Annotated in this window: 21 protein-coding genes and 2 pseudogenes; 14 read left to right on the top strand and 9 right to left on the bottom strand. The window is 52.0% G+C overall.

What is annotated here, in order from left to right; translation table 11 throughout:
- The first annotated feature begins 133 nt into the window (after positions 1–133).
- Both ETC05_RS13005 and ETC05_RS13000 read left to right on the top strand, forming a co-directional pair.
- The gene (locus tag ETC05_RS13005; protein WP_031405013.1) at positions 134–853 is read left to right on the top strand and encodes a BMQ_0737 family morphogenetic spore coat protein; all 720 of its coding nucleotides are present in this window, start codon (positions 134–136) and stop codon (positions 851–853) included.
- A 101-nt stretch (positions 854–954) separates the two neighbouring features.
- Entirely contained in the window at positions 955–1,719 is a 765-nt protein-coding gene (locus ETC05_RS13000; protein WP_171661193.1) for a hypothetical protein, read from the top strand.
- Positions 1,720–1,836: 117 nt separating this feature from the next.
- Here the strand turns inward: ETC05_RS13000 and ETC05_RS12995 are convergent, their stop codons facing one another.
- Together ETC05_RS12995 and ETC05_RS12990 are read right to left on the bottom strand one after the other, a co-directional pair.
- Entirely contained in the window at positions 1,837–2,004 is a 168-nt protein-coding gene (locus tag ETC05_RS12995) for a hypothetical protein (RefSeq protein WP_171661165.1), read from the bottom strand.
- A gap of 74 nt (positions 2,005–2,078) precedes the next feature.
- Positions 2,079–2,429 carry a DUF1360 domain-containing protein gene (locus tag ETC05_RS12990; RefSeq protein WP_031405017.1) on the bottom strand — a complete coding sequence of 117 codons (351 nt, stop codon included), beginning with the start codon at positions 2,427–2,429 and terminating at the stop codon, positions 2,079–2,081.
- Positions 2,430–2,603: 174 nt separating this feature from the next.
- On the opposite strand from ETC05_RS12990, the gene ETC05_RS12985 reads away from it, so the two are divergent.
- From ETC05_RS12985 to ETC05_RS12975, 3 genes are all read left to right on the top strand, one after another.
- Positions 2,604–2,906 (top strand): hypothetical protein, encoded by a 303-nt coding sequence (locus tag ETC05_RS12985; protein WP_031405019.1) that lies wholly within the window; start codon positions 2,604–2,606, stop codon positions 2,904–2,906.
- 160 nt (positions 2,907–3,066) lie between these two features.
- Entirely contained in the window at positions 3,067–4,062 is a 996-nt protein-coding gene (locus tag ETC05_RS12980) for an aminoglycoside phosphotransferase family protein (RefSeq protein WP_031405020.1), read from the top strand.
- A 6-nt stretch (positions 4,063–4,068) separates the two neighbouring features.
- Positions 4,069–5,151, top strand: coding sequence for a glycosyltransferase (locus ETC05_RS12975; RefSeq protein WP_031405022.1), 1,083 nt, complete (start codon positions 4,069–4,071; stop codon positions 5,149–5,151).
- 190 nt (positions 5,152–5,341) lie between these two features.
- On the opposite strand, the pseudogene ETC05_RS17900 reads toward ETC05_RS12975, so the two are convergent.
- Positions 5,342–5,536, bottom strand: a pseudogene (locus ETC05_RS17900) (sugar phosphate nucleotidyltransferase); the annotation flags it as partial.
- 156 nt (positions 5,537–5,692) lie between these two features.
- On the opposite strand from ETC05_RS17900, the gene ETC05_RS12965 reads away from it, so the two are divergent.
- The 5 genes from ETC05_RS12965 to ETC05_RS12945 all read left to right on the top strand — a co-directional run bounded on the left by ETC05_RS12965 (position 5,693) and on the right by ETC05_RS12945 (position 12,012).
- A complete protein-coding gene (locus tag ETC05_RS12965; RefSeq protein WP_171661191.1) occupies positions 5,693–6,976 on the top strand; it encodes a UDP-glucose dehydrogenase family protein in 1,284 nt (427 codons plus the stop codon).
- Complete coding sequence (locus ETC05_RS12960) at positions 6,973–7,929, top strand: NAD-dependent epimerase/dehydratase family protein (protein WP_171661190.1); 957 nt, start codon at positions 6,973–6,975, stop codon at positions 7,927–7,929. Before ETC05_RS12965 ends, ETC05_RS12960 begins: the two co-directional genes overlap by 4 nt.
- Complete coding sequence (locus ETC05_RS12955; protein WP_031405031.1) at positions 7,926–9,080, top strand: glycosyltransferase family 4 protein; 1,155 nt, start codon at positions 7,926–7,928, stop codon at positions 9,078–9,080. The genes ETC05_RS12960 and ETC05_RS12955 overlap by 4 nt, the downstream gene beginning before the upstream one ends.
- A 263-nt stretch (positions 9,081–9,343) precedes the next feature.
- Entirely contained in the window at positions 9,344–10,438 is a 1,095-nt protein-coding gene (locus ETC05_RS12950; RefSeq protein ID WP_171661189.1) for a CotS family spore coat protein, read from the top strand.
- A 2-nt stretch (positions 10,439–10,440) separates the two neighbouring features.
- Positions 10,441–12,012: a glycosyltransferase family 4 protein gene (locus tag ETC05_RS12945; protein WP_171661188.1), complete on the top strand. Its 1,572-nt coding sequence runs from the start codon at positions 10,441–10,443 to the stop codon at positions 12,010–12,012.
- 159 nt (positions 12,013–12,171) lie between these two features.
- Here ETC05_RS12945 and ETC05_RS12940 read toward each other — a convergent pair whose 3' ends face one another.
- Together ETC05_RS12940 and fabI are read right to left on the bottom strand one after the other, a co-directional pair.
- Entirely contained in the window at positions 12,172–12,582 is a 411-nt protein-coding gene (locus ETC05_RS12940) for a CotO family spore coat protein (protein ID WP_031405036.1), read from the bottom strand.
- Positions 12,583–12,699: 117 nt separating this feature from the next.
- Positions 12,700–13,476, bottom strand: coding sequence for an enoyl-ACP reductase FabI (gene fabI / locus ETC05_RS12935; protein WP_031405038.1), 777 nt, complete (start codon positions 13,474–13,476; stop codon positions 12,700–12,702).
- A 197-nt stretch (positions 13,477–13,673) separates the two neighbouring features.
- Between fabI and ETC05_RS12930 the strand changes: the two genes are divergently transcribed.
- Both ETC05_RS12930 and prpE read left to right on the top strand, forming a co-directional pair.
- Entirely contained in the window at positions 13,674–14,849 is a 1,176-nt protein-coding gene (locus tag ETC05_RS12930; RefSeq protein WP_031405040.1) for an FtsW/RodA/SpoVE family cell cycle protein, read from the top strand.
- Positions 14,850–15,054: 205 nt separating this feature from the next.
- Positions 15,055–15,793, top strand: a pseudogene (gene prpE, locus ETC05_RS12925) (bis(5'-nucleosyl)-tetraphosphatase PrpE).
- Here the strand turns inward: prpE and ETC05_RS12920 are convergent.
- The 4 genes from ETC05_RS12920 to ETC05_RS12905 form a co-directional block, all read right to left on the bottom strand.
- Complete coding sequence (locus tag ETC05_RS12920) at positions 15,790–16,701, bottom strand: RluA family pseudouridine synthase (protein ID WP_031405047.1); 912 nt, start codon at positions 16,699–16,701, stop codon at positions 15,790–15,792. The pseudogene prpE and the gene ETC05_RS12920 sit on opposite strands and share 4 nt — an antisense overlap.
- A 100-nt stretch (positions 16,702–16,801) precedes the next feature.
- Complete coding sequence (locus ETC05_RS12915; protein ID WP_031405049.1) at positions 16,802–17,617, bottom strand: NAD kinase; 816 nt, start codon at positions 17,615–17,617, stop codon at positions 16,802–16,804.
- The gene (gene yjbM / locus ETC05_RS12910; RefSeq protein ID WP_031405051.1) at positions 17,614–18,252 is read right to left on the bottom strand and encodes a GTP diphosphokinase; all 639 of its coding nucleotides are present in this window, start codon (positions 18,250–18,252) and stop codon (positions 17,614–17,616) included. The genes ETC05_RS12915 and yjbM overlap by 4 nt, the downstream gene beginning before the upstream one ends.
- Before the next feature lie 137 nt (positions 18,253–18,389).
- Positions 18,390–18,767 carry a UPF0738 family protein gene (locus tag ETC05_RS12905; protein ID WP_171661187.1) on the bottom strand — a complete coding sequence of 126 codons (378 nt, stop codon included), beginning with the start codon at positions 18,765–18,767 and terminating at the stop codon, positions 18,390–18,392.
- A gap of 140 nt (positions 18,768–18,907) precedes the next feature.
- Here ETC05_RS12905 and ETC05_RS12900 point away from each other — a divergent pair, with 140 nt between their 5' ends.
- Both ETC05_RS12900 and ETC05_RS12895 read left to right on the top strand, forming a co-directional pair.
- On the top strand, positions 18,908–19,501 hold the full coding sequence (locus tag ETC05_RS12900; protein ID WP_031405054.1) for a CYTH domain-containing protein: 594 nt from the start codon (positions 18,908–18,910) through the stop codon (positions 19,499–19,501).
- The gene (locus tag ETC05_RS12895) at positions 19,498–20,121 is read left to right on the top strand and encodes a lytic transglycosylase domain-containing protein (protein ID WP_253264017.1); all 624 of its coding nucleotides are present in this window, start codon (positions 19,498–19,500) and stop codon (positions 20,119–20,121) included. The genes ETC05_RS12900 and ETC05_RS12895 overlap by 4 nt, the downstream gene beginning before the upstream one ends.
- Positions 20,122–20,180 lie beyond the last annotated feature (59 nt).

The raw sequence follows: 20,180 nt of genomic DNA, 5'->3' as shown, positions 1-20,180 counted from the left end.
ATCGCTGGCTGCGCCCACCAACAAAAAATCCGCATCTGTCCCAACACATTTACCTAAGCCGTTCCATAGTATACAGTAGTCCCAAACCACCAGGCGTTGGGGAACAACTGAACGATAGGAGGAACGAAGAAAAATGGGTCATCATCACCGTCGCGATACAGAAAGAGTATGCATCAGAACGCGCAAAATTTACGACTGGGTGACGCGCCAAATCGATGTGCCATTGCGAAGCTTCAGCGGCGAGGATTTGGAAGCGATTTTCCCGATGGATCACTGCCATCGGGAAGGAACGATTTGCGATTTTTTGGGAGCGCAACATACAAACCCGCAAAATTTGACAATCCGCTGCTTCCTGACAGACGCTGAAGGCAATCCGATCGACTCAGTCGTTGACCAGGACGCATTGATTTGCCAGGAAATTACGCAGCCAAACGGCCGGCAGTCCGTCAACGTCACTCTTCCTTCCGGAGATACTGTGACACTGCAAAAAGTCAAAGCGCTCGTCAAAGGGCATGTCGTCGTGCAAATTGTCAGCCCAACCGGCACGGTTATTTGCCAATCGAAGCCAATTCCGTTCGCTACCGCACAAACGTTCATCTTGTGCGCCCCAGAAGGCACACAGCTCAACTGCCATATTTCGTTCTTCGAATGCGACACGAGCCTAGTCTGCACAGACAACTTTGCACAACTTGATGTTTCCATCACCTTGTGCCTTGAAGTCCAAGTGGAAGCTGATGTCAAAATCGAAGTCGAAGCTCGTTTCTGCCAACCGCGCGAAGAACTGGCCGAAGCCGTGCTTTGCCCGACAACCAAATTCCCGCCGCAATGCCCGGACGTATTCCCGGCCATGTAGCGTCCTGCACCATTCAGGCTGTTGTTCCAACAACAGCCTTTTTTATATGGCATGCGCCCGCAACGGATACATAAGATGAGAATGGAAGGGGTGGAAACCGTATGAAAAACAAAAACGACCAACATCTCCGTCTGCAGCAACAAATCATCCACTACCGGTCAGAAGCGGCTTCATACCGGCAACAAGTGCAACAGCTGGAGGCTGAGTTGGCCAAGGAAAAAATGCGCAGCGCCTATTTGAAAGAGAAGCTGCGTGAAGCAGAAACAACCAACGTGGAAACGTACAAGAAAAAAATCGCCGCCTTGGAACGCCAGCTTCTGTTGTGTGAAATTGCACTGGAAGAAACGCGATATAACACCTCAAAAGAGACAAAGACGCCAGCGTTTGAACGAGCTGCTGCTGTGTCAGCGCTGTTTCACTATTCTGTCGTCGTTCCGACGCATCTTGATGAGGAGGAGCTGACCATCATCGGCGATTTCATCATTCGCAATCACGGAACAGCGCCGCTTCACCATTTGATTGTCTGTCTCCGCCTTTCACCTCCAAAAACGGCGGTGCTCAGCGGGAAAATTGTTTTGCCAAACAGCGGACGGGCCGAGCAGGAAGCGCTGATCTCCAATAGCGCGGAAAGCTGGACGTTCACCCAAGAAAACTGGCGTGAAAGAGTGCGGCAAAACGGCGAATATTGGCTCACTCCACTTTATGACGCCCCGCTCGAACCAGGCGAGGAGCGGCGCTTTTCCCAGTTTGAAATCACCGTTCGCCCGTCAGGCAATATCCGTTCGTTGACCGTTGATGGATTCGTGTATTGCGCGGAACTGCCCAAGGGTGTTCCTGCCGCCAACCATATTGCCCTTCAGTGGTGACCCGCTCGTTTTGCACCTTCATGCTGCCTGGAGGCTGCACCTGCTGTTTTGGCCGGCCGTTTTGGGCCGGCTCCATGATTTCAGACAATAGCGGCTGGGCGTTTTCTTCCATCAACGTCATCCCGACAAACTGCGCGGCTGTTTCCGCATCACCGGCTGCCGACGGCTTCCATCCACACCGCCGCCCATCCCTTCAGCGAACGTTGCCCAACCAGCAACAGCGATTCGCTGTCCATGCTTTTGATCAAAACGACGCCCGCCGGCATCCCTCATTGGCTGTGCCATGACTGCAATAGCCGCCTTTCTCCTTATGACAGCCATTTGCCGACGTCTACGTCAATCGTTCGCTGACGTAGACGTCACCCATTTGCTCTGCTGACGATTGTCTCAATGATCGCCGCCCCGCCGGCAATGGCCAAAAGGACGATGAGCGGCTCGAAAACGGCCGGCCACAACACCAGACCAAGGTAACAAAACGCGGCGCACCAGATCCCTGTGCACCAATAGCAACTCAATAGTTCACCAATCCATCGCCGCACACCGCTCCCTTTTAGAGAAAGAAACACTTGTTTGCTTCCGTCCGGAAGCTCCTGCTCCGTCCATTCGTGAAAGGGACGGCGAATCCAGGCGGTGATCGCGTCATATACGATGAGCCGTGTCAGGCGAAAGCTGGCTAAACAAAGAAGGACAAATGAAAACGGATCGTCCATGCTCCCCTCCCCTTTCCATGATTATGACCGCAAAAAACCGATTGCCTTCTGTCGTTCCCACTTGGCAGCTAGCGAATTCTCTTTGGTACAGACGTTTACCCAAACGCTCTCCTACGCCAATCATATGATGGAGTATAGGTTTTTAACACAAGAGACTAGAAAGGAGGCGACGCGATGTACCATGTCTTTTTCGACCGGCGCCCAACCCACCCCCGCCTTTCACACGCGCTTTACGAACAGTTGACTGCGCTTCCGCCCAACGTTGAAATCAACGTGCACACCACCAACGAGACGCATTACAATGCACTTTTTCTTGGCTTCGAGCCGCGGACGAACAGCGTCTCGCTATTGGTTGACCGCTTTTATAAAGAGGGGGGGCGCTCGCTTACGATCGATGCTGCCACGATCACCTCAATCGATCTCCCTGCCTCCATGAGGCCAACTCCATCCGCCGACACAGATGAAGAGGAAGAATAGCTAGAAAAGAAGGCACAGCCGGCCGACGCCGACCAGCGCGGCCGGCGCTTATTTTTTGGCGGCGCCGTTTTCTCGCTGACTAGTGCGCTTGTCTACACATTCGCTTCTCGTATTACATACACTTTTACTAATCGACAATAGATGCTAGGAGGAACTGATCTTGGCTTCGAAACGCTCTCGTCTGTTGTTTGACATTTTAAGCAGTTACGACCTGACCGGAACTGAAATCGACATCTTGAAGGAACTGAAAAACGACAAAGTATGGCTTGTGCGAAACAAAAAAACGAAGGAACAGTACGTGCTGAAACGGCTGAACGAAGACAAAACGAATTTTCCGATTTTGCTCCATTCAAAGCTGTACCAGGAAGGATTTCATGTCCCAAAAATCGTCCAAACGAAAACAAATCAATATTACATCCACCGAAAAGGCCATTACTACTATTTGATGGACTACATCATCCCAAGCGGAACGACGCCCTCTTTCCAACAACGGATCGAAGGGCTCGCCCGCTTTCACGCTCACAGTCTGTTTGCCGATTGGATCGGCCCCCGCCCTTCATCGTTTCCGGAGCCAAAAGACGTGCTGAGTGCACATCGGCAAAAAGCAGCACAGTTAGGGGAGCTGGCAACGGCCTTCGATCATGGTGACACTCTTTCTCATATAATGGAACAGATGGCCCGGATCGCTAATCAAAGTTATGCATGGCTTGAAAAAAGCAATCTACCTGATTTTTGCCGCACAGCGAAAGAACGAAAGGCCATTTGCCATGGGGATTACAACAGCAACAACCTTTTATTGGCGGAAAACCACGAAGTCATGATGATTGACTTTGACCGCGCCTACTATGGCCTCCCGCTTGATGATTTTCGCTTTCTGCTTGTTTCATTGATGAAAAACCCGAAAAACGACGCTGTAAAGCGAACGAAGCTGCTATTTGACCTTTATTTCTCCATTTGCCCGCTGTACGCTCCGTACAAGAGCGTCTATGTCGCTGATGCTATGTTTCCTCACGTGTTTTACAGCGAAGCGGTCGGCCGGGAAAAACAAAAGCAAGCGTTACACAGCCCATCGTCCTTGGACTTGCTCACCCGCCTCGCCGAACAGGAAACAAAAAAATTCGCATTCTTGTCCGATTTTCTCAAAAGCGAGGGATAGAGAAAAATGAAACAAACGATCGCCCACTTTCTTCATGAAAAAATGAAAATCAATCAACGTTTTATTTACAACCAAATGGTTCATTTAAAAAAATACCGCCCGATCATGATCGGGTCATTCGCCGATGACGGCAGCCATCCGTTTCCTCTCATTAACTATTATCGCCTCAACGACATCGACGATTTCGGCCGCTTCGCCAAAGAACAAAATATTGTCGCTATTCACGCTCACCATGGAAAGCATGCCGTCGAAATCCTCCCGTTTTGCATCGCCCACCGCATTCCGCTTGTCGTCAGCATCCGCGGCCGCGATGGATCGGCGAAGCATCAAAGTTTGCGGCGCAATCAAAAACGGTACCATTTGCTCAAACAGCATGGGGCCCTCTTTCTTCCTGTCTGCCGCTACCTTGCCAATGAACTGATCACGCTAGGCTTTCCGCCGGAAAAAATTCAAGTTCTCTACGGCGGCATCGAGCTCGATTTATTTCCGTACCGGGAACGGACGATTCCTGAAAACGGAGACATCATCATTCTCTCGATCGGCCGGCTCGTCGAGAAAAAAGGGTTTTTAACGCTCGTGCGCGCCTTTCAGCGCGTGCATGCAGTTCATCCGCGCTGCCGCCTCCGCATCATCGGCAGCGGCAAAGAGGAAGAAAACATCCGCCGGCTTGTCAGCAAGCTGAAGCTCGATCCGTTTGTCGACCTGCTGGGTGCCATGGATGCCGCTTCGATCGCCCGCGAAATGGAACGCGCCCATCTATTTTGCTTGGCGAGCGAGACCGCTTCAGACGGAGACATTGAAGGCATCCCCAATGTATTGAAAGAAGCGATGGCAAGCGGGCTGCCGGTCGTCTCAACAAATCACGCCGGCATCCCCGAATTGATCGAACACAAACGCACCGGCTATCTGGCACCAGAAAGAGACGACCTCGAGCTGGCGAACGGCATTCGCTTTTTTTTGGAACATCCGGAACGAATTCCATCCTTCACTAAAAAAGCGCGCAAAGTGATTGAACAGTCGTTTGATATCACGAAACAAATCAAGGTGCAGGAGCGGCTGTATGATGAATTCATCAAAAAAACCAGGTAACTGTCACCTGGTTTTTTTGATGCTCAATTCTTCCTCTTTCCTCTAGAAGGCCGGTGAAAAACAACAGATTCTCTCGATTGGTGAGAAATCACAAGGAATGAAATGATGACGTTGCAAGGTTTTTTAGTTTGAGAAACATTGTTGGAGAGCAGTATTTCCCCTTAAATCACCGGCCTCCTAAAGGTTGTTAGTTTGAAACGATCATAAGCAGCTCCTCAATTCCCGACGCGAACGCTTCCCCGACAACGTACTGGATAGCCGGCTTTGTACCAACAGGAAACATTTCTTTCGGAATTCCTTTTGTCACCGGCAAGCTTCTTGTCCCATATTCAGCCGCAGGGATAATCGCTTTTTTGCCCCCCTCTTTCTCCCTTGTCTTTTTTATATCTTTCTCGTATTCGCTGTCGAATGACGGGGAAGGTTGTCCGACGAAAACAGGCCGCCCCATTTCCAGCGTTTTAGGCGCTTGCCATGTAGCAAACCACGCTTGTCCGTTAATACGCTATAAAAGCCGGAGATTTCACGAAGGAGGCCTATTAGCATGAACATCTGCATCATTGGCGCTGGCTACGTCGGACTAACCACCGCTGCCGTCCTTGCTGAACTTGGGCATGAAGTGCATTGCATCGATCATGATGAACGGAAAATCCGCCTGCTCAATAACGGGGAAGTTCCGTTTTATGAGCCAGGGCTTGAAGAATTGATTGCCAAAAATGATAATTCTTTGACGTTCAGCGGCCGCTGGGATGATATCAAACGGGCGGCCGTCGTTGTCATTTGTGTTGGCACCCCGCCGCGGCCCGATGGCGGCACCGACTTGCGCTATATCGAAGCGGTGCTCGACCGTTTGGCGACCATGATCGAATCGTACAAAACGATCGTCACGAAAAGTACTGTCCCTCCAGGAACAAATGAATGGATGCGCGCCGAGCTCATCCGCAAGGGAGTGAAACCGCATTTGTTCCGCATCGTATCCAACCCGGAGTTTTTGCGCGAAGGGTCGGCTGTTTACGATATGTTTCACCCAGACAAAATCGTCGTCGGACTCGAACCGGATGATGACCAATCGCTTGCCGTCATGCAGGCGGTGTATACCGGCATCCATGCCCCTTACCTCACAACGAGCCTGACTGGTGCGGAACTAATCAAATACGCCGCCAACGCGTTTTTGGCGACTAAAATTTCCTTTATTAATGAAATGGCGCGCATTTGTGACGCGTTTGCCGTCGATGTCAATGACATCGCCCGCGGGATCGGCCTCGACCCGCGCATCGGCCCGCACTTTTTGCGGGCCGGCCTCGGCTATGGTGGCTCCTGTTTTCCAAAAGACGTCAAGGCGCTCGAATATGCGGCGCGCTCGCGCCAAGTGGAGACGCATTTGCTGAAGGCGGTGCAGACCGTCAACGCCACCCAGCTTGACTTTTGCTTTCAAAAACTCAATGAACAGCTTGCCCCATTGACGGACAAAAAGATCGCCGTGCTTGGCATCTCCTTTAAGCCGAATACGGACGATACGCGTGTTTCCCCTGCTGAAGCACTCATCCGCCGATTGAGCGAAAACGGCTGCACGGTCGCCGCCTACGACCCGAAGGCCACGCTCTCGGAGCCGCTCGCCCGCGTCACACAAGTTCAGTCGGTGCGCGAAGCGATCCAAGGGGCGGATGGCTTGGTCATCGCCACCGATTGGGACGAATTCCGGACGCTTGACTGGGGGCAAGTGAAAGCGGCGATGAGTGGGACGCTCGTGTTTGACGGTCGAAACTGTTTGGACCGCCATGCAGTCGAACAAGGCGGTTTGCGCTACATGGGGGTGGGCTGTCCATGAACATTCTCGTCACCGGTGCGGCTGGATTTATCGGCTCCCATTTATGCGAAAAACTGCTCGAAAACGACGAGCATCGTGTAATCGGCGTCGACGGGTTTCTCGGACCGACGCCGGCGCCGCTAAAAGCGAACAACATTGCCCATTTGCAGTCTCATCCACGGTTTACCTTCCTTGAGCTGGATTTGTTGACAGTTGATTTGCCGTCCTTGCTGCAAAACGTCGAAGCGGTCTACCACTTAGCCGGCATGCCCGGCGTGCGAACGAGCTGGGGGACGGAGTTTGCCGCCTATGCTGCCCACAACATTTCCGCCACCCAACGGCTGCTTGAGGCGTGCAAAGACCGGCCGCTCAAACGATTCATCTACGCTTCGACCTCCTCCGTCTATGGCGAACGAAGTGGACCGTTGTCGGAAACACTTGAACCGGTTCCGCTCTCCCCATATGGCATTACAAAGCTCACCGGCGAACATTTATGCCGCGTTTATTTTCGTGAGTTCGCCGTACCGGTCGTCATGTTGCGCTATTTCACCGTCTACGGTCCGCGTCAACGCCCGGACATGTCGTTTCACCGCTTCATCCGTCAGCTGCTCGCTGGACAACCGCTCACCGTGTTCGGCGACGGAACACAATCGCGTGATTTCACCTATATTTCTGACTGCGTTGCTGGAACGATCGCCGCACTCGAGCGGGATGACATCATTGGAGAAACGATCAATATCGGCGGAAAAGAACGAGCATCAGTCAATGAGGTGATCCGGCTGCTTGAAAAGTTGACGGGAAAACATGCAAACATTCAGTATACCCCCGCCGCCCGCGGAGAGCCGAAACAAACGTGGGCCGACTTGACAAAAGCGGAGCGGCTGCTTGGGTACAAGCCAGTTGTCACGCTTGAGGACGGCCTACAAAAAGAGATCGAATACATCCGTTCGCTGTATGAGGGTGAGCATTCATGAAAATCGCCTATGTCTGCACGGAAAAGCTGCCCGCTCCGGCAGTACGGGGCGGGGCCGTTCAAATGATGATCGATGGGATTGCTCCCTTGATCGCCCGCCGCCACGAGCTGACCATTTTTTCCATCACTGACCCGCTGTTGCCGTCTGAAGAGATAGACGGAAACATCCGCTACATCCGTTTTCCGAAGCCGACATATGAAATGGATGTGGCACGTGCGCTGGCCGCATCCAAATTTGATGTCGTCCACGTCTTCAACCGTCCTGTTCCACTCATCGATTACCAAGCGGCGTCTCCACAAAGCGCTTTTGTGCTAAGCCTTCATAACGACATGTTTTCACCGTTGAAAATGACAGCAGAGCAGGCGAAGCGAGCGCTAGACGCCTGCACCTTGCTGACCGCCGTCAGTGAATACATCAAACAGACGGTGACTGACCGGTACTTGGTGGACCCGAAAAAAATCAAAGTCATTTATTCGGGAGTCGACCTTGCCCAGTACATCCCCGTCTGGACGGAAGAAGGCAGGCGCATCCGCCAGGCGGAACGTGAAGCGTACGGACTCACCGATAAAAAAGTCGTTCTCTTTCTCGGCCGACTCAGCAAAACAAAAGGACCGCATTTGCTGATTCAATGCCTGCCCTCCCTTTTAACCCGCCATCCCGAGGCAGCGCTGGTTATTGCCGGTGGAAAATGGTTCAGCGACAACAGCCGGAGCGAATACATCGATTGGCTTCATGAATTGGCATCGCCAATGGCCGATCGTATCATCTTTACAAACTACGTCCCGCACAACCATATTCCAAAACTGCTTTTAATCGCCGATGTGTTTGTATGCAGCTCGCAATGGCACGAGCCGCTCGCCCGCGTCCATTATGAGGCGATGGCCGCTGGCATTCCGGTCGTGACGACCAACCGCGGCGGCAATGCCGAAATCGTCCGCCACGGCGAGACCGGCTTTGTCATCGATGACTACCAAAACCCGCACGCTTTTTTTGAAGCAATTGATTACATGCTTGTGAACAAACATGAAGCGGAAACCATGGCGAAAAACGCAAGAGCGCTCGTTGAACAGCAATTTCAATTCCACCATGTGGCTAAGCGCTTTGAAACGGTTTACATCGAAGCATGTTCCTCCCTTTCCCCAGACCAATAAGGGCTGTCCAAGGAGAGAAATTTTTTCGGGACAGCCTTTTTCTCTTTGTCTCTCTGAAACCAACCATTCCACTTCTTTGCCATTGCATCCCTGTAAGTATGCTTCCTCCGCATCGAACGCCATCAGCAGCTTCAGGGGCATAGAGAAAGATCCTAATAAGTTAATGAGCTTACCCAGTCCAAATTCGTTCTCAATACATATCCTAGTAGCAATCACACATATTTCGCTTCGTCCATTCCCCAATACCCGACAGGAGGGATAGCATGAAAGACATCATTATTGAACCATGGCTCGTCGATGAAACGACCCATGAATTTTTTGTCCCTGAGTATATTATCCAGCTGGCAGAGGAAGTGCTGAAAAACTACGATTTATCCGTTCAAAACATGCAAATCGTTACGACAAAACCGGACAAGGGAGGAGCGATTTGGAAGCTCGAAACGAAATCGGGCCCGAAAAGTTTGAAGCTGCTGCACAGGAGGCCGACAAGGAGCCTATTCAGCCTAGGAGCACAAGAATATTTAGTGGAAGTGCGCAAGGCAAGAGTGCCGCCAATTGTAAAAACAAAGGATGGAAAAAGTTATGTCGAGGCAGGAGGAAAACTATGGTTTGTGGCGGAATGGATTGAACCGTTGACGCCAGTTACAAAGGATTTGGAAGGAGCAAGAAAGCTTTGTTATGCCCTTGGCGAATTCCATCGCCTAAGCAAAGGATACGTCCCCCCGAAGCAGGCGGAAATGGCCTCGCGACTGCACAAGTGGCCAAAAAACTATGAAAAAATGATCACGAAAATGAGCTGGTTTCGGAACATTGCCAAATACTACCCTGAAATGCCGGCAAGCCCTCCGTTATTAGAGGTAGTTGACCGATTTGAAGAACAGGCGCGAAAAGGCATGGAACGATTCCTGCAATCCAGCTATGTCGAATTCGTCAAGCAAGGAACGGCTCATTGGGGGTTGGTTCACCAAGACTACGGTTGGTCCAACGGCCAAATGGGAGCGGACGGAATGTGGATTATTGATCTCGACGGAGTTGCCTTTGACCTTCCGATTCGTGATTTACGAAAACTCATTAGCGGCACCATGGCGGATTTATACAAATGGGATGCAACATGGGTGCGGGAAATGATTCTAGCATACCATGAAGCCAATCCCATAACGCCTGAATTATATGAGCTTTTGATGATTGATTTGGCCATGCCAAACGAATTTTACAAAAATATAAAAGAAGTCGTCTATGAACCGGAAATCTTTCTCAATGAACAAACAGCACAGTTAATTCAAACGATTCTCGAAACCGACCAGTCGAAGTGGCCTGTACTGGCAGAAATCGAAAATGACTGGAAAGGAATGGGATAAACATGAGAATTTTGATGGTTTGTACAGAAAAACTCCCCGTTCCCCCTTTATTAGGCGGGGCCATTCAAACGTATATTTCCGGCATTCTTCCACATGTAAGCCAATTCCATGATATTACCGTTTTGGGCATCAGCGATTCGTCGCTTCCCGAGCAAGAAACGATCGAAGGCGTTCACTACGTGCGCGTACCGGGAAAAGTATTTGAAATATACCGGGAAAACGTTGTTCGTTATGTGGAAGCGAACCAGTTCGATCTCATCCACATCTTTAACCGGCCCCGTCTTGTCCTTCCGGTCCGACAGGCAGCACCCGCCGCCAAAATTACGTTAAGTATGCACAATGATATGTTTCAACCTGAAAAAATCGATCCGGAAGAAGCAGCAGCGGCCATCGCAGAAGTGGCCTACATCGTAACTGTGAGCGATTATATTGGCAATGTCATCCGCAGCCTATATCCGCAGGCAGCGCCAAAATTGCGCACCATTTATTCAGGGGTAGACAGCGAACGATTTTTGCCGGGAAATCATCCAAAAATGCAGAAAATACGCAACGACATTCGGCGGGCGCATGGGTTGGAAAACAAAACGGTCATCTTGTTCGCCGGAAGGCTGTCGCGCAATAAGGGAGTCGATAAACTCATTCTAGCATTGCCGGAGCTGGCAAAAAAATTTAAAAACTTAGCCCTGGTGATTGTCGGGAGCAACTGGTTTAGTGAAAATGACATTACTGATTATGTCGCCTATGTAAGAGCGTTGGCAAAACGAATGCCTGTCCCCGTTGTCACGACAGGGTTTGTCGCACCGAATGAAATCCAAAATTGGTTTGCGGCAGCCGATTTGTTTGTATGCACCTCGCAATGGCAGGAACCGTTGGCGCGCGTCCACTACGAGGCTATGGCAGCAGGACTTCCGATTGTAACGACCGCGAGAGGCGGCAATCCGGAAGTCATTTTCGCCAATGAAAACGGCCTTATCGTCGAAAATCCGGAAGACCCAAGTGATTTTGCCGACAAGATTGCCCAAATATTATCGGACCCATCCTTGATGAAAAGAATGGGAGAAAAAGGCCGGCAGCTTGCCATTTCGATCTATCATTGGGAACGAGTCGCTTCCGAGTTATTGGACGTTTGGAAGCAGGCAGAGAGCACAGAACAAGCTGTAGCAAATGAAGAACAAGCAGCCGGCATGACAATAGAACCGCTGAAAGAAAAGGCAACAGAACAACGGAGCCTGCCAGCCCCCAGAGCGGATGCAAAAGAAAAAGTCCACTCGAAAAAGAACCCGGCAGCGTCATCCGACAAAACAAAAAAGGGAAAAGCCAAAAAAGAGCGTGCCACATCAATGGAAGACACTCAACAAACAGCCAAACGAAAAGAAGCTGCGGCAAAGCAAACAGAACCCGCGAAAAGCGCTCCATCTCCTAAACGGACTCCGACCGGCGGCCACATAAAACCTTTTACGATTACAAGCGGCAGCCAGCAAACGCTGGACGCGTCGGCCAAAACGCATTTGAACCGCAATCAAGCTCAAGCGAAACATGATACCAAACATTTTACGATTGCCAGTTCACACTAACAAGAAGCGAAAATCGCCAACGTAGAAAATGACGGACGTCCAAAATAAAATAAGCATACACTTCTACAGCAAATGGGCGAAACAAACCCTCATCATCCCTTTCCCGGCGCCGCAATGCGTTCAGACAAAGATAAGTTTCAACGCAGGGAGGGAAATGCGTTACTGCACAAACCCGATCATCGTCACCGCAAGAAGCTGCGCGCGCCCGATGACCGTTTCGTTTCCTCGTTCATCGGCGATCGTCAACTCGGTCGCCGTATACTTCTTTAATATGCCTTCATAGCTCTTATCTTTCATCACAAATTGGCATTTCAGCGGCGGCAAATGGTCGGGCAGCTCCACCAAAAAGGCCAACTGCTCATCCAGCGTCATCAACTGGAACTCCTTGTTGGCGAAAAGCGTTGTCAATTCCCCTTCTCCGTCCTGCTCATCGTCGGCGTTGTTTTTTTGCTCTTCGTCCAACCGACTGCTCCACATAAACGTTTCTTGCATATGCGCCGCCGCCCGCATCGCTTTTGGCTGCACAATGTAAAGCAACGGCTCCGTCTCTACAACGTTTTGTTTCCGCACGTCGATCCCCCTTTCCATGCTTGCCTTACTTTATATATGTATGCCCATGATTCCGATAATTGCCCAAGTCAAACAAAAAACAGCCGCTCCATCGACAGGAGTGGCTGCTCATTCATGTTAATATCCTAAAATATGGTATCCAGAGTCGACGTGAATAATTTCCCCGGTGATGCCGCGCGACAAGTCGCTGAACAAAAACAGCGCCGCATCGCCGACCTCTTCTTGGGTCGTCGTCCGGCGGAGCGGGGCGCGTTCTTCGATTTGCTTTAAAATCGAATTGAAATCGCTCACGCCTTTGGCCGACAGCGTGCGAATCGGTCCGGCGGAAATGGCATTGACGCGGATGCCGTATTTGCCTAAATCGTTCGCCAAATATTTCACGCTCGCATCCAACGACGCTTTCGCCACGCCCATGATGTTATAATTTTGCACGACGCGCTCGCCGCCTAAGTACGTGAGGGTGACGATGCTGCCGCCTTCGGTCATCAGCTCTTTCGCCTCGCGCGCCACCGCGGTGAGCGAATACGCGCTGATATTGTGGGCGAGCAAAAAGCCTTCGCGGCTGACGTTCATATATTCCCCGCTCAAATCTTCTTTATTGGCGTAGGCGATGCAATGAGCGACGCCGTGGATGACGCCGACTTGTTCTTTGATTTGCGCGAAACATTGAACGATGTCTTCATCTTTGGCCACATCGCACGGCAATAGAAGCGAACGTTCGTCTCCGAGCGTATCGACAAGCGACCGCACCTCTTTTTCAAACCGTTCTCCGGCATACGTAAACACAAGGCGGGCGCCGGCAGCATGAAGCGAACGGGCGATGCCCCAGGCGATGCTCCGCTTGTTCGCCACCCCCATCACGACATATGTACGTCCTTCCAATGATAGAACCATTCGCTCATCCTCCTAATTGTCATTTATTCTTAACACCAGGTGTTAATTTCATTATATGATACATAACTGACAATGTAAATGAGCGCCTTTCACCGCTCCCTTTATTTTCCCTTTGTCGGCGGCAGTTTTCCACTTTGCAAAACGGGAGCGATTCGTTAATATGGTATATGGCACATTCGAATGGAGAGGATTGTTCCATGAACCATGATCGCTTTTCCCAATCGAAGCTTGATTACCATATGTTGTTCCTTTTATTCTTGATGGCTGTCATCAGCGCCATCGCCATCCATAGCGCCGAGTCGATGCTGCCTGAGAAGCTGCAAAACGTCAACTTTGCTTCCAAACAGTTGCAATGGTATGCCATCGGCGCTGTCGTCATCGCCTTGACGATGATCATTGACTATGATCGGCTGTTTCAAATCGCTTGGTATTTGTATGGATTCGGGATGCTGCTGCTGCTTGGGCTGGAATTGAATGTCCCGGGATCGGTGACGATTAAAGGGGCGACGAGCTGGTACCATCTACCTGGGGGGAATTTCCAACCATCCGAGCTGATGAAAATTTTTATGATCATCGTCCTAAGCCGCATCATCGTCAACCATCGGGAAAAACATCCCGACCCAACGATCCAGGACGATTTTAAGCTGCTCGGGAAAATCGCCCTCACCGTGTTGCCGCCGCTCATTTTGCTCGCCAAGCAGCCAGACATGGGCATGTCGATGGTGTTTATCGCCATCACCGCCACTTTGGTGCTCGTTTCCGGCATCCGCTGGCGCATCATTTTCGGCATCGTCTTTTCCGGCGTAACGGCAGTGGCGATCGTTGTTTTCATTTACTTTTATTTTCCAGATTTCTTCCATCAATACATCATTAAAGAAGACTACCAGCTAAACCGCTTTTACGGTTGGCTGGCTCCATATGAATATTCCAACGAACAAGGCTTTCAGCTCATCCGTTCGCTTATGGCCATCGGGTCAGGGGAACTGTATGGAAAAGGGCTGGGCCATTTGCAAGTGTATTTGCCCGAGGCGCATACCGACTTCGTATTTGGCGTCATCTCCGAGCAGTTCGGATTTGTCGGCTCAAGCATCGTCGTGTCTCTCTTTTTCCTGCTCATTTATCGCATGATCCATATTGCCTTAGAGAGCAACGATTTGTACGGCAGCTATTTATGCGCCGGCGTCGCAGGCATGATCACGTTCCAAGTGTTCCAAAACATTGGCATGACGATTGGACTTTTGCCGATCACTGGACTGCCGCTGCCGTTCATCAGCTATGGAGGAAGCTCGCTGGCGACTTACATGCTGGCGATCGGACTTGTCTTAAACGTTCATTCGCGGACGCGGAAGTTTATGTTCGCGAGCGATGAATAAGCCGCTTGTTCTGTGAGCAGGCGGCGTTTTTTGTCGCCATCAAGCTCAACTCCACTTCTTTGTTTCCTGGCCGCGGGCTCCGCCGTTTGGGCGTTGCCCCCGCAAAAGCCGCGATGAGACGGGCAAAACCGCCGCATCTTTTCTTTTCCTGACTGAACGGACATACTGGTAGTACAACCATTATGGCGAGAAAGGAGCACATTCGATGCAAGTGGATATCATCGGCGACATTCATGGCTGCTTCCGTGAATTCGCCGCATTGACGGCGACGCTCGGCTACCATTGGGACGAAGGGGTGCCGATTCATCCGGACGGGCGAAAACTCGGCTTTGTCGGCGACTTGACAGACCGCGGCCCTGAATCGCTGAACATGATCGAGATCGTCTCGGCCCTTGTTGAGCGAAATTTGGCTTACTACGTCCCCGGCAACCATTGCAATAAGCTGTACCGCTTTTTTTTTAGGACGAAACGTGCAAATCGCCCACGGGCTTGAGACGACGGTCGCAGAATATCGCGCCTTGCCTCCAAGCGAACAAGAGATGATCCGCCGCAAGTTCATCCGCCTGTATGAACAGGCGCCGCTGTATGCAGTGCTCGATGAGGGGCGCCTTGTCATCGCCCATGCGGGCATCCGCCACGACTATATCGGGCGGACGGACAAAAAAGTCAAGACGTTCGTCCTGTATGGGGACATCACCGGCGAAACGAACCCGGACGGGACGCCGGTGCGCCGCGACTGGGCGAAACGGTATCGCGGCAGCGCATGGGTTGTGTATGGCCATACGCCAGTCGAAAAACCGCGGTTTGTCGGACGGACGGTCAACATCGACACCGGCTGCGTATTTGGCGGTGCTCTGACCGCCTTGCGATATCCAGAAATGGAAACAGTCTCTGTTCCTTCCTCAATGCCGTTTGTTCCGGAAAAATTCCGCACGTTCTCCTAATCTACGCTTCGTCCGCGCGCTGCTTCGATCAAGTTCGCCATATCGTCAGGCAGCGGGACGGAAAATGTATACCAGCGCCCGGCAAACGGGTGAAAAAACGACAGCTGCCGGCTGTGAAGCGCCTGGCGGCCGATCATCTCCCGGCTTCCGCCGTAGAGCTCATCGCCGGCGAGCGGGTGGCCGAGATAAGCGAAATGAACGCGGATTTGGTGCGTGCGCCCCGTCTCGAGCCGGAGCGAAACATACGTATAGCCGCACAAACGCTCCAGCACACGAAAATGAGTGACCGCCGGCTTTCCGTCTTCCCGCACCTCGCGAGCGATGATGCTGCCGCTTTGGCGGCCGATGGGGGCGTCAATCGTCCCTTCATCCTTGACGATGACGCCATGGCAAATGGCTTCATACGTGCGCACAACGTGCCCTTTTTGTTGCAATGCCGACAACAAATGATGAACGTGGCGGTGCTTGGCGACGAGCACGAGCCCGGACGTGTCGCGGTCAAGCCGGGTGACGATATGGACGGTCGAGTCGAGCTGCTGTTGGCGATAATGGTGGAGCAAGCCGTTGGCGAGCGTCCCGCCTGGGTGATGGCGCGACGGAATCGTCGCCAATCCAGCTGGTTTGTTGACAACAAGAACGTAATCATCCTCATACACAATGTCAAGCGGCATCGGTTCGGCGTCCATCCAATCGCTTGTCCGCTCCGACGGAAAGACGACCGACAGCGTCTCGCCGGCGCGCAGCACATGGCGGACGGTGACAGGCCGCCCATCCACTAACAGCGCGCCGCCGTGAAATTTAATATCGGTGAGCGCCGTCCGCGAAATGCCGTTTTCTTTCAAAAACTGGCGCAGCAGTTTTCCATCTTGCCGCTCATCGATGGAAAACGTTAACGTAAACGGTGGCAATGGCTGTCACCTTTCTGCATCACAATCTCCTTCCTGCATCTTTTCTTGAGCGTCGGAACAGAACACGCATCCACACGGAAGTCCCGCGAAACCATTTCCCTCAATCAGCGATAAAGGAGTCGCGCACCCGCCGCCAAAACGGAAACGGTCGAAAACGGGCGAACCTCACTTTTTCGTCGGCCACCCGGCATTGAATGGACTTGACTTCCTTATGCAGCAACGATAAATGGTCGATCGTAATTTGAAAATCGACGTGATTGACCGGTTTAAGTAAACACGTATGGTGCGCCGGCAGCACGAGGGGCGAACCGATTGTCCGAAACACGCGGTTGTTGATGGACGCCATCTCGGTTACTTGAATCGCCTCGAGCGACGGATGCAAAATCGCGCCGCCGAGCGCTTTATTGTAAGCTGTGCTTCCGGTCGGCGTCGAAATGCACAACCCGTCGCCGCGGAACCGCTCAAACAAGTCGCCGCGAATCTCAACATCCATCACAAGCGTCCCGCTGACGCATTTGACCGTGCATTCATTGAGCGCCAAATACTTCGCCTCGCTGCCTCCATTCAAATAGCGGATCGTCACCTCAAGAAGCGGATATTCCACGACCTGGTATGGCGTCTTGGCGATGGCAATCACAAGCTTTTCGAGTTCTTCCGGCACCCAGTCGGCGTAAAAGCCCAGATGGCCAGTATGGACGCCGACAAACGCAGTCTTGTCCAACCGATGGCAATAGCGATGGAACGCGTACAACAGCGTTCCATCGCCGCCAACCGAAATGACGAGATCAGGTTTCTCTTCATCGTAACGCAAGTCAAAATCAAGCAAATACGTTTTCATTTTTTGCGCCAGAGCGTTCGATGTGTCATCCCCTTTGGACGTAATAGCGAATGCAAGCGGCGCGTCCGTCGGTTTCATTGCCCTTCTCCTTTTGCTTCTTGTTTTCGGGAAAAAGCAGCCTGCGCTTCTTGAATTTCAAAGCGGATTTTCGACATCTCCTCATCGAGGCGATAGGCCGCCTCCGCGGCTCGCTGCAGCCGAACTTTGATGTCTTCAGGGAAACGCCCGCTGTATTTATAGTTCAGCGAATGTTCAATCGTCGCCCAAAAGTTCATCGCCAACGTCCGGATTTGAATCTCTGCTAAAATGTTTTTTTCGCCGCGGATCGTCTGCACCGGGTAGCGGATGACAAGATGATACGAGCGGTAGCCGCTCTCTTTTTTTTGTGTGATGTAATCGCGTTCCTCGACAATCGTAAAATCGTTGCGCTGGCGCAACAGCTCAACGACCGTCTTGATGTCATCGACAAATTGGCACATGATGCGCAGCCCCGCAATATCTTGCATCTCTTCCTCGAGACGGTCGAGCGGGATGTTTTTCTTTTGCGCCTTATCCAAAATGCTGGCAACCGGCTTCACCCGCCCGGTGACAAACTCAATGGGCGAGTGCGCTTCAATCATCTCGAATTGGGCGCGAATGCCCCTTAGCTTCACTTTCAACTCCTCAACCGCCTGCTTATACGGGGCTAAAAACAAATCCCAATGGTTTACCATCGTACCACCTGCCTACATGTTTTCAATCTCCCGCGGCTTTCAGTCAAGAGAGCACAACCGCGCCTCTGCCTTGCTGCTCGATGCGAATTCATCGGGCCGCTCCCTGTTCGAACGCGCTGGAAAGGAAACCCACCGGCTTATTGCTCAAAAAACACGTCTTGCACCGCCTGTTCAAGCGCCTCGCCATAGTTGGCGTTGCCGCGAATATTTTCAAGCAAATAAGACAGTTCATCGTGAAACTGTTCAAGCTCGAGCGTTTTTTCCCCACATCGAAGCCAGACCGGCTCCTCGGCGTCAAGCGCCGCCTTTAGCTCAGGCCACCACGGCTTCGGAACCATGACATATAGAAAGTGGTCATCGGTTTCCAAAATGTACGCAAACGCCAACGCATCCGAGTCAACAAGCATATGGCGTTTCGGCGAAACATGGGCAAGCGAACCAACGGCATCATCGACATACAGCCAAAGCCGGCCATCCTTTCGCTCTGCCCGTTGAACGATCCATTTTTCGTTCATGTTTTCTCTCCTTCCACATCAGTCAACCATCCATCCTTTATTTTACCATATTCACCCTATGCAGACGAAATGAATTGATATTCGCCGGAAAACAGCTGATAATAGAAGGAGACGACTATCCTTTTTGAAGGAGATTCACGATGCATCAAGAAATCGAAATCGAATTAAAAAACTTGTTAACGGCAGCGGAGTTTGCGGCCGTCCGCGCCGCCTTCCGCCTCGATGATGGCGCTTTCCGCCGCCAGGAAAACCATTACTTTGACACCCCGTCATTCGCCCTGAAAGAACGAGCGGCAGCGCTGCGCATTCGAGCGAAAGAGGGGCGCCTGACCTTGACGCTGAAACAAACGCAGGCGAACGGGACCATTTTGGAAACCCATGAGCCGCTTTCGTTGTCTGAAGCGGAAGCGTTGATTGCCGGGATCGCGGCGCCGCGCGGGGCGATCGCCGAGTTGCTTGCAGAGCTGGGCATCCAGCCACACGAGGTGCGCTGCTTCGGCTCCCTTGTCACCGATCGCGCCGAATGGCCTCATGAAGGCGGCACGTTATGCCTTGACCATAACCGTTATTTACAAAGCGAAGATTACGAACTTGAATATGAAGTGAATCACGCGGAAACGGGTGAAAAGCGGTTTTTGCGCCTCCTTGAGATGCTCGGCATTCCGCGCCGCCCGGCGCCAAACAAAATCGCCCGCTTTTACGCCCGCATGAAGGAAATGGAGGAAGGACGATGAACGTTTCACCATTAAAGCTGCTCGTTGAATGGCAGGCGCTCCATGCGTTCTCATCCGGAGGCTCGAGCCTGTTGCCATCGCCGGTGCCATCTTTGTTTTCAAGCTTGCTTGCCGAATCGCTCAACCGCGGGGAGGAATCACCTGTCGAGGCGCCTCAAGCCTCCTCAAGCGGTCAGCCTCCGGCGCCCGCTGACCATAGCGGCGCCCTGATCAAACATGAGACGGGCACCGCAGTCAAAGCGTCTTCTTCCATCGATGCCTTGATTGCGGCAGCGGCGGAAAAATATCATGTTGACCCGCAGCTCATCCGCGCCGTCATTCGTCATGAGTCAAACTTTCGTCCTGATGCGAAAAGCCCGGCTGGAGCGCTTGGACTCATGCAGCTCATGCCAAGCACAGCGAAAATGCTCGGTGTCAACGATCCGCTTGACCCAGCGCAAAACATCGATGGCGGCGTAAAATATTTGCGCCAGCTCCTTGACCGGTATAACGGCAATATCACTCTCGCCTTGGCCGCCTACAACGCTGGGCCCGGGCACGTCGACCGCTATAGGGGCGTGCCGCCATTTGCCGAAACGCGCGCGTATATCGAACGCGTATTGAAAAGCTACCGCACATAAACGAGCGGCGCTCGAGTCACTTTGTTTGAGATCTATGCGCACTGTTGATAAAATAGCAA

The sequence above is a fragment of the Geobacillus sp. BMUD genome, from assembly GCF_013096845.1.
Lineage (GTDB): Bacteria > Bacillota > Bacilli > Bacillales > Anoxybacillaceae > Geobacillus > Geobacillus vulcani.
The sequence above is the reverse complement of the archived record's forward strand: the minus strand, read 5'-3'. Positions and strand labels throughout refer to the sequence as shown.

Bases quoted from the DNA above. Each gene is read 5' to 3' on its own strand.
- ETC05_RS12930 (WP_031405040.1), top strand. From the start codon at position 13,674: ATGAACCATGATCGCTTTTCCCAATCGAAGCTTGATTACCATATGTTG.
- ETC05_RS12995 (WP_171661165.1), bottom strand. From the start codon at position 2,004: ATGGCACAGCCAATGAGGGATGCCGGCGGGCGTCGTTTTGATCAAAAG.
- ETC05_RS12950 (WP_171661189.1), top strand. From the start codon at position 9,344: ATGAAAGACATCATTATTGAACCATGGCTCGTCGATGAAACGACCCAT.
- ETC05_RS12960 (WP_171661190.1), top strand. From the start codon at position 6,973: ATGAACATTCTCGTCACCGGTGCGGCTGGATTTATCGGCTCCCATTTA.
- ETC05_RS12905 (WP_171661187.1), bottom strand. From the start codon at position 18,767: ATGAACGAAAAATGGATCGTTCAACGGGCAGAGCGAAAGGATGGCCGG.
- ETC05_RS12945 (WP_171661188.1), top strand. From the start codon at position 10,441: ATGAGAATTTTGATGGTTTGTACAGAAAAACTCCCCGTTCCCCCTTTA.
- yjbM (WP_031405051.1), bottom strand. From the start codon at position 18,252: ATGGTAAACCATTGGGATTTGTTTTTAGCCCCGTATAAGCAGGCGGTT.
- ETC05_RS12985 (WP_031405019.1), top strand. From the start codon at position 2,604: ATGTACCATGTCTTTTTCGACCGGCGCCCAACCCACCCCCGCCTTTCA.
- ETC05_RS13000 (WP_171661193.1), top strand. From the start codon at position 955: ATGAAAAACAAAAACGACCAACATCTCCGTCTGCAGCAACAAATCATC.
- ETC05_RS12965 (WP_171661191.1), top strand. From the start codon at position 5,693: ATGAACATCTGCATCATTGGCGCTGGCTACGTCGGACTAACCACCGCT.
- ETC05_RS12895 (WP_253264017.1), top strand. From the start codon at position 19,498: ATGAACGTTTCACCATTAAAGCTGCTCGTTGAATGGCAGGCGCTCCAT.
- ETC05_RS12975 (WP_031405022.1), top strand. From the start codon at position 4,069: ATGAAACAAACGATCGCCCACTTTCTTCATGAAAAAATGAAAATCAAT.
- ETC05_RS12955 (WP_031405031.1), top strand. From the start codon at position 7,926: ATGAAAATCGCCTATGTCTGCACGGAAAAGCTGCCCGCTCCGGCAGTA.
- ETC05_RS13005 (WP_031405013.1), top strand. From the start codon at position 134: ATGGGTCATCATCACCGTCGCGATACAGAAAGAGTATGCATCAGAACG.
- ETC05_RS12900 (WP_031405054.1), top strand. From the start codon at position 18,908: ATGCATCAAGAAATCGAAATCGAATTAAAAAACTTGTTAACGGCAGCG.
- ETC05_RS12915 (WP_031405049.1), bottom strand. From the start codon at position 17,617: ATGAAACCGACGGACGCGCCGCTTGCATTCGCTATTACGTCCAAAGGG.
- ETC05_RS12990 (WP_031405017.1), bottom strand. From the start codon at position 2,429: ATGGACGATCCGTTTTCATTTGTCCTTCTTTGTTTAGCCAGCTTTCGC.
- fabI (WP_031405038.1), bottom strand. From the start codon at position 13,476: ATGGTTCTATCATTGGAAGGACGTACATATGTCGTGATGGGGGTGGCG.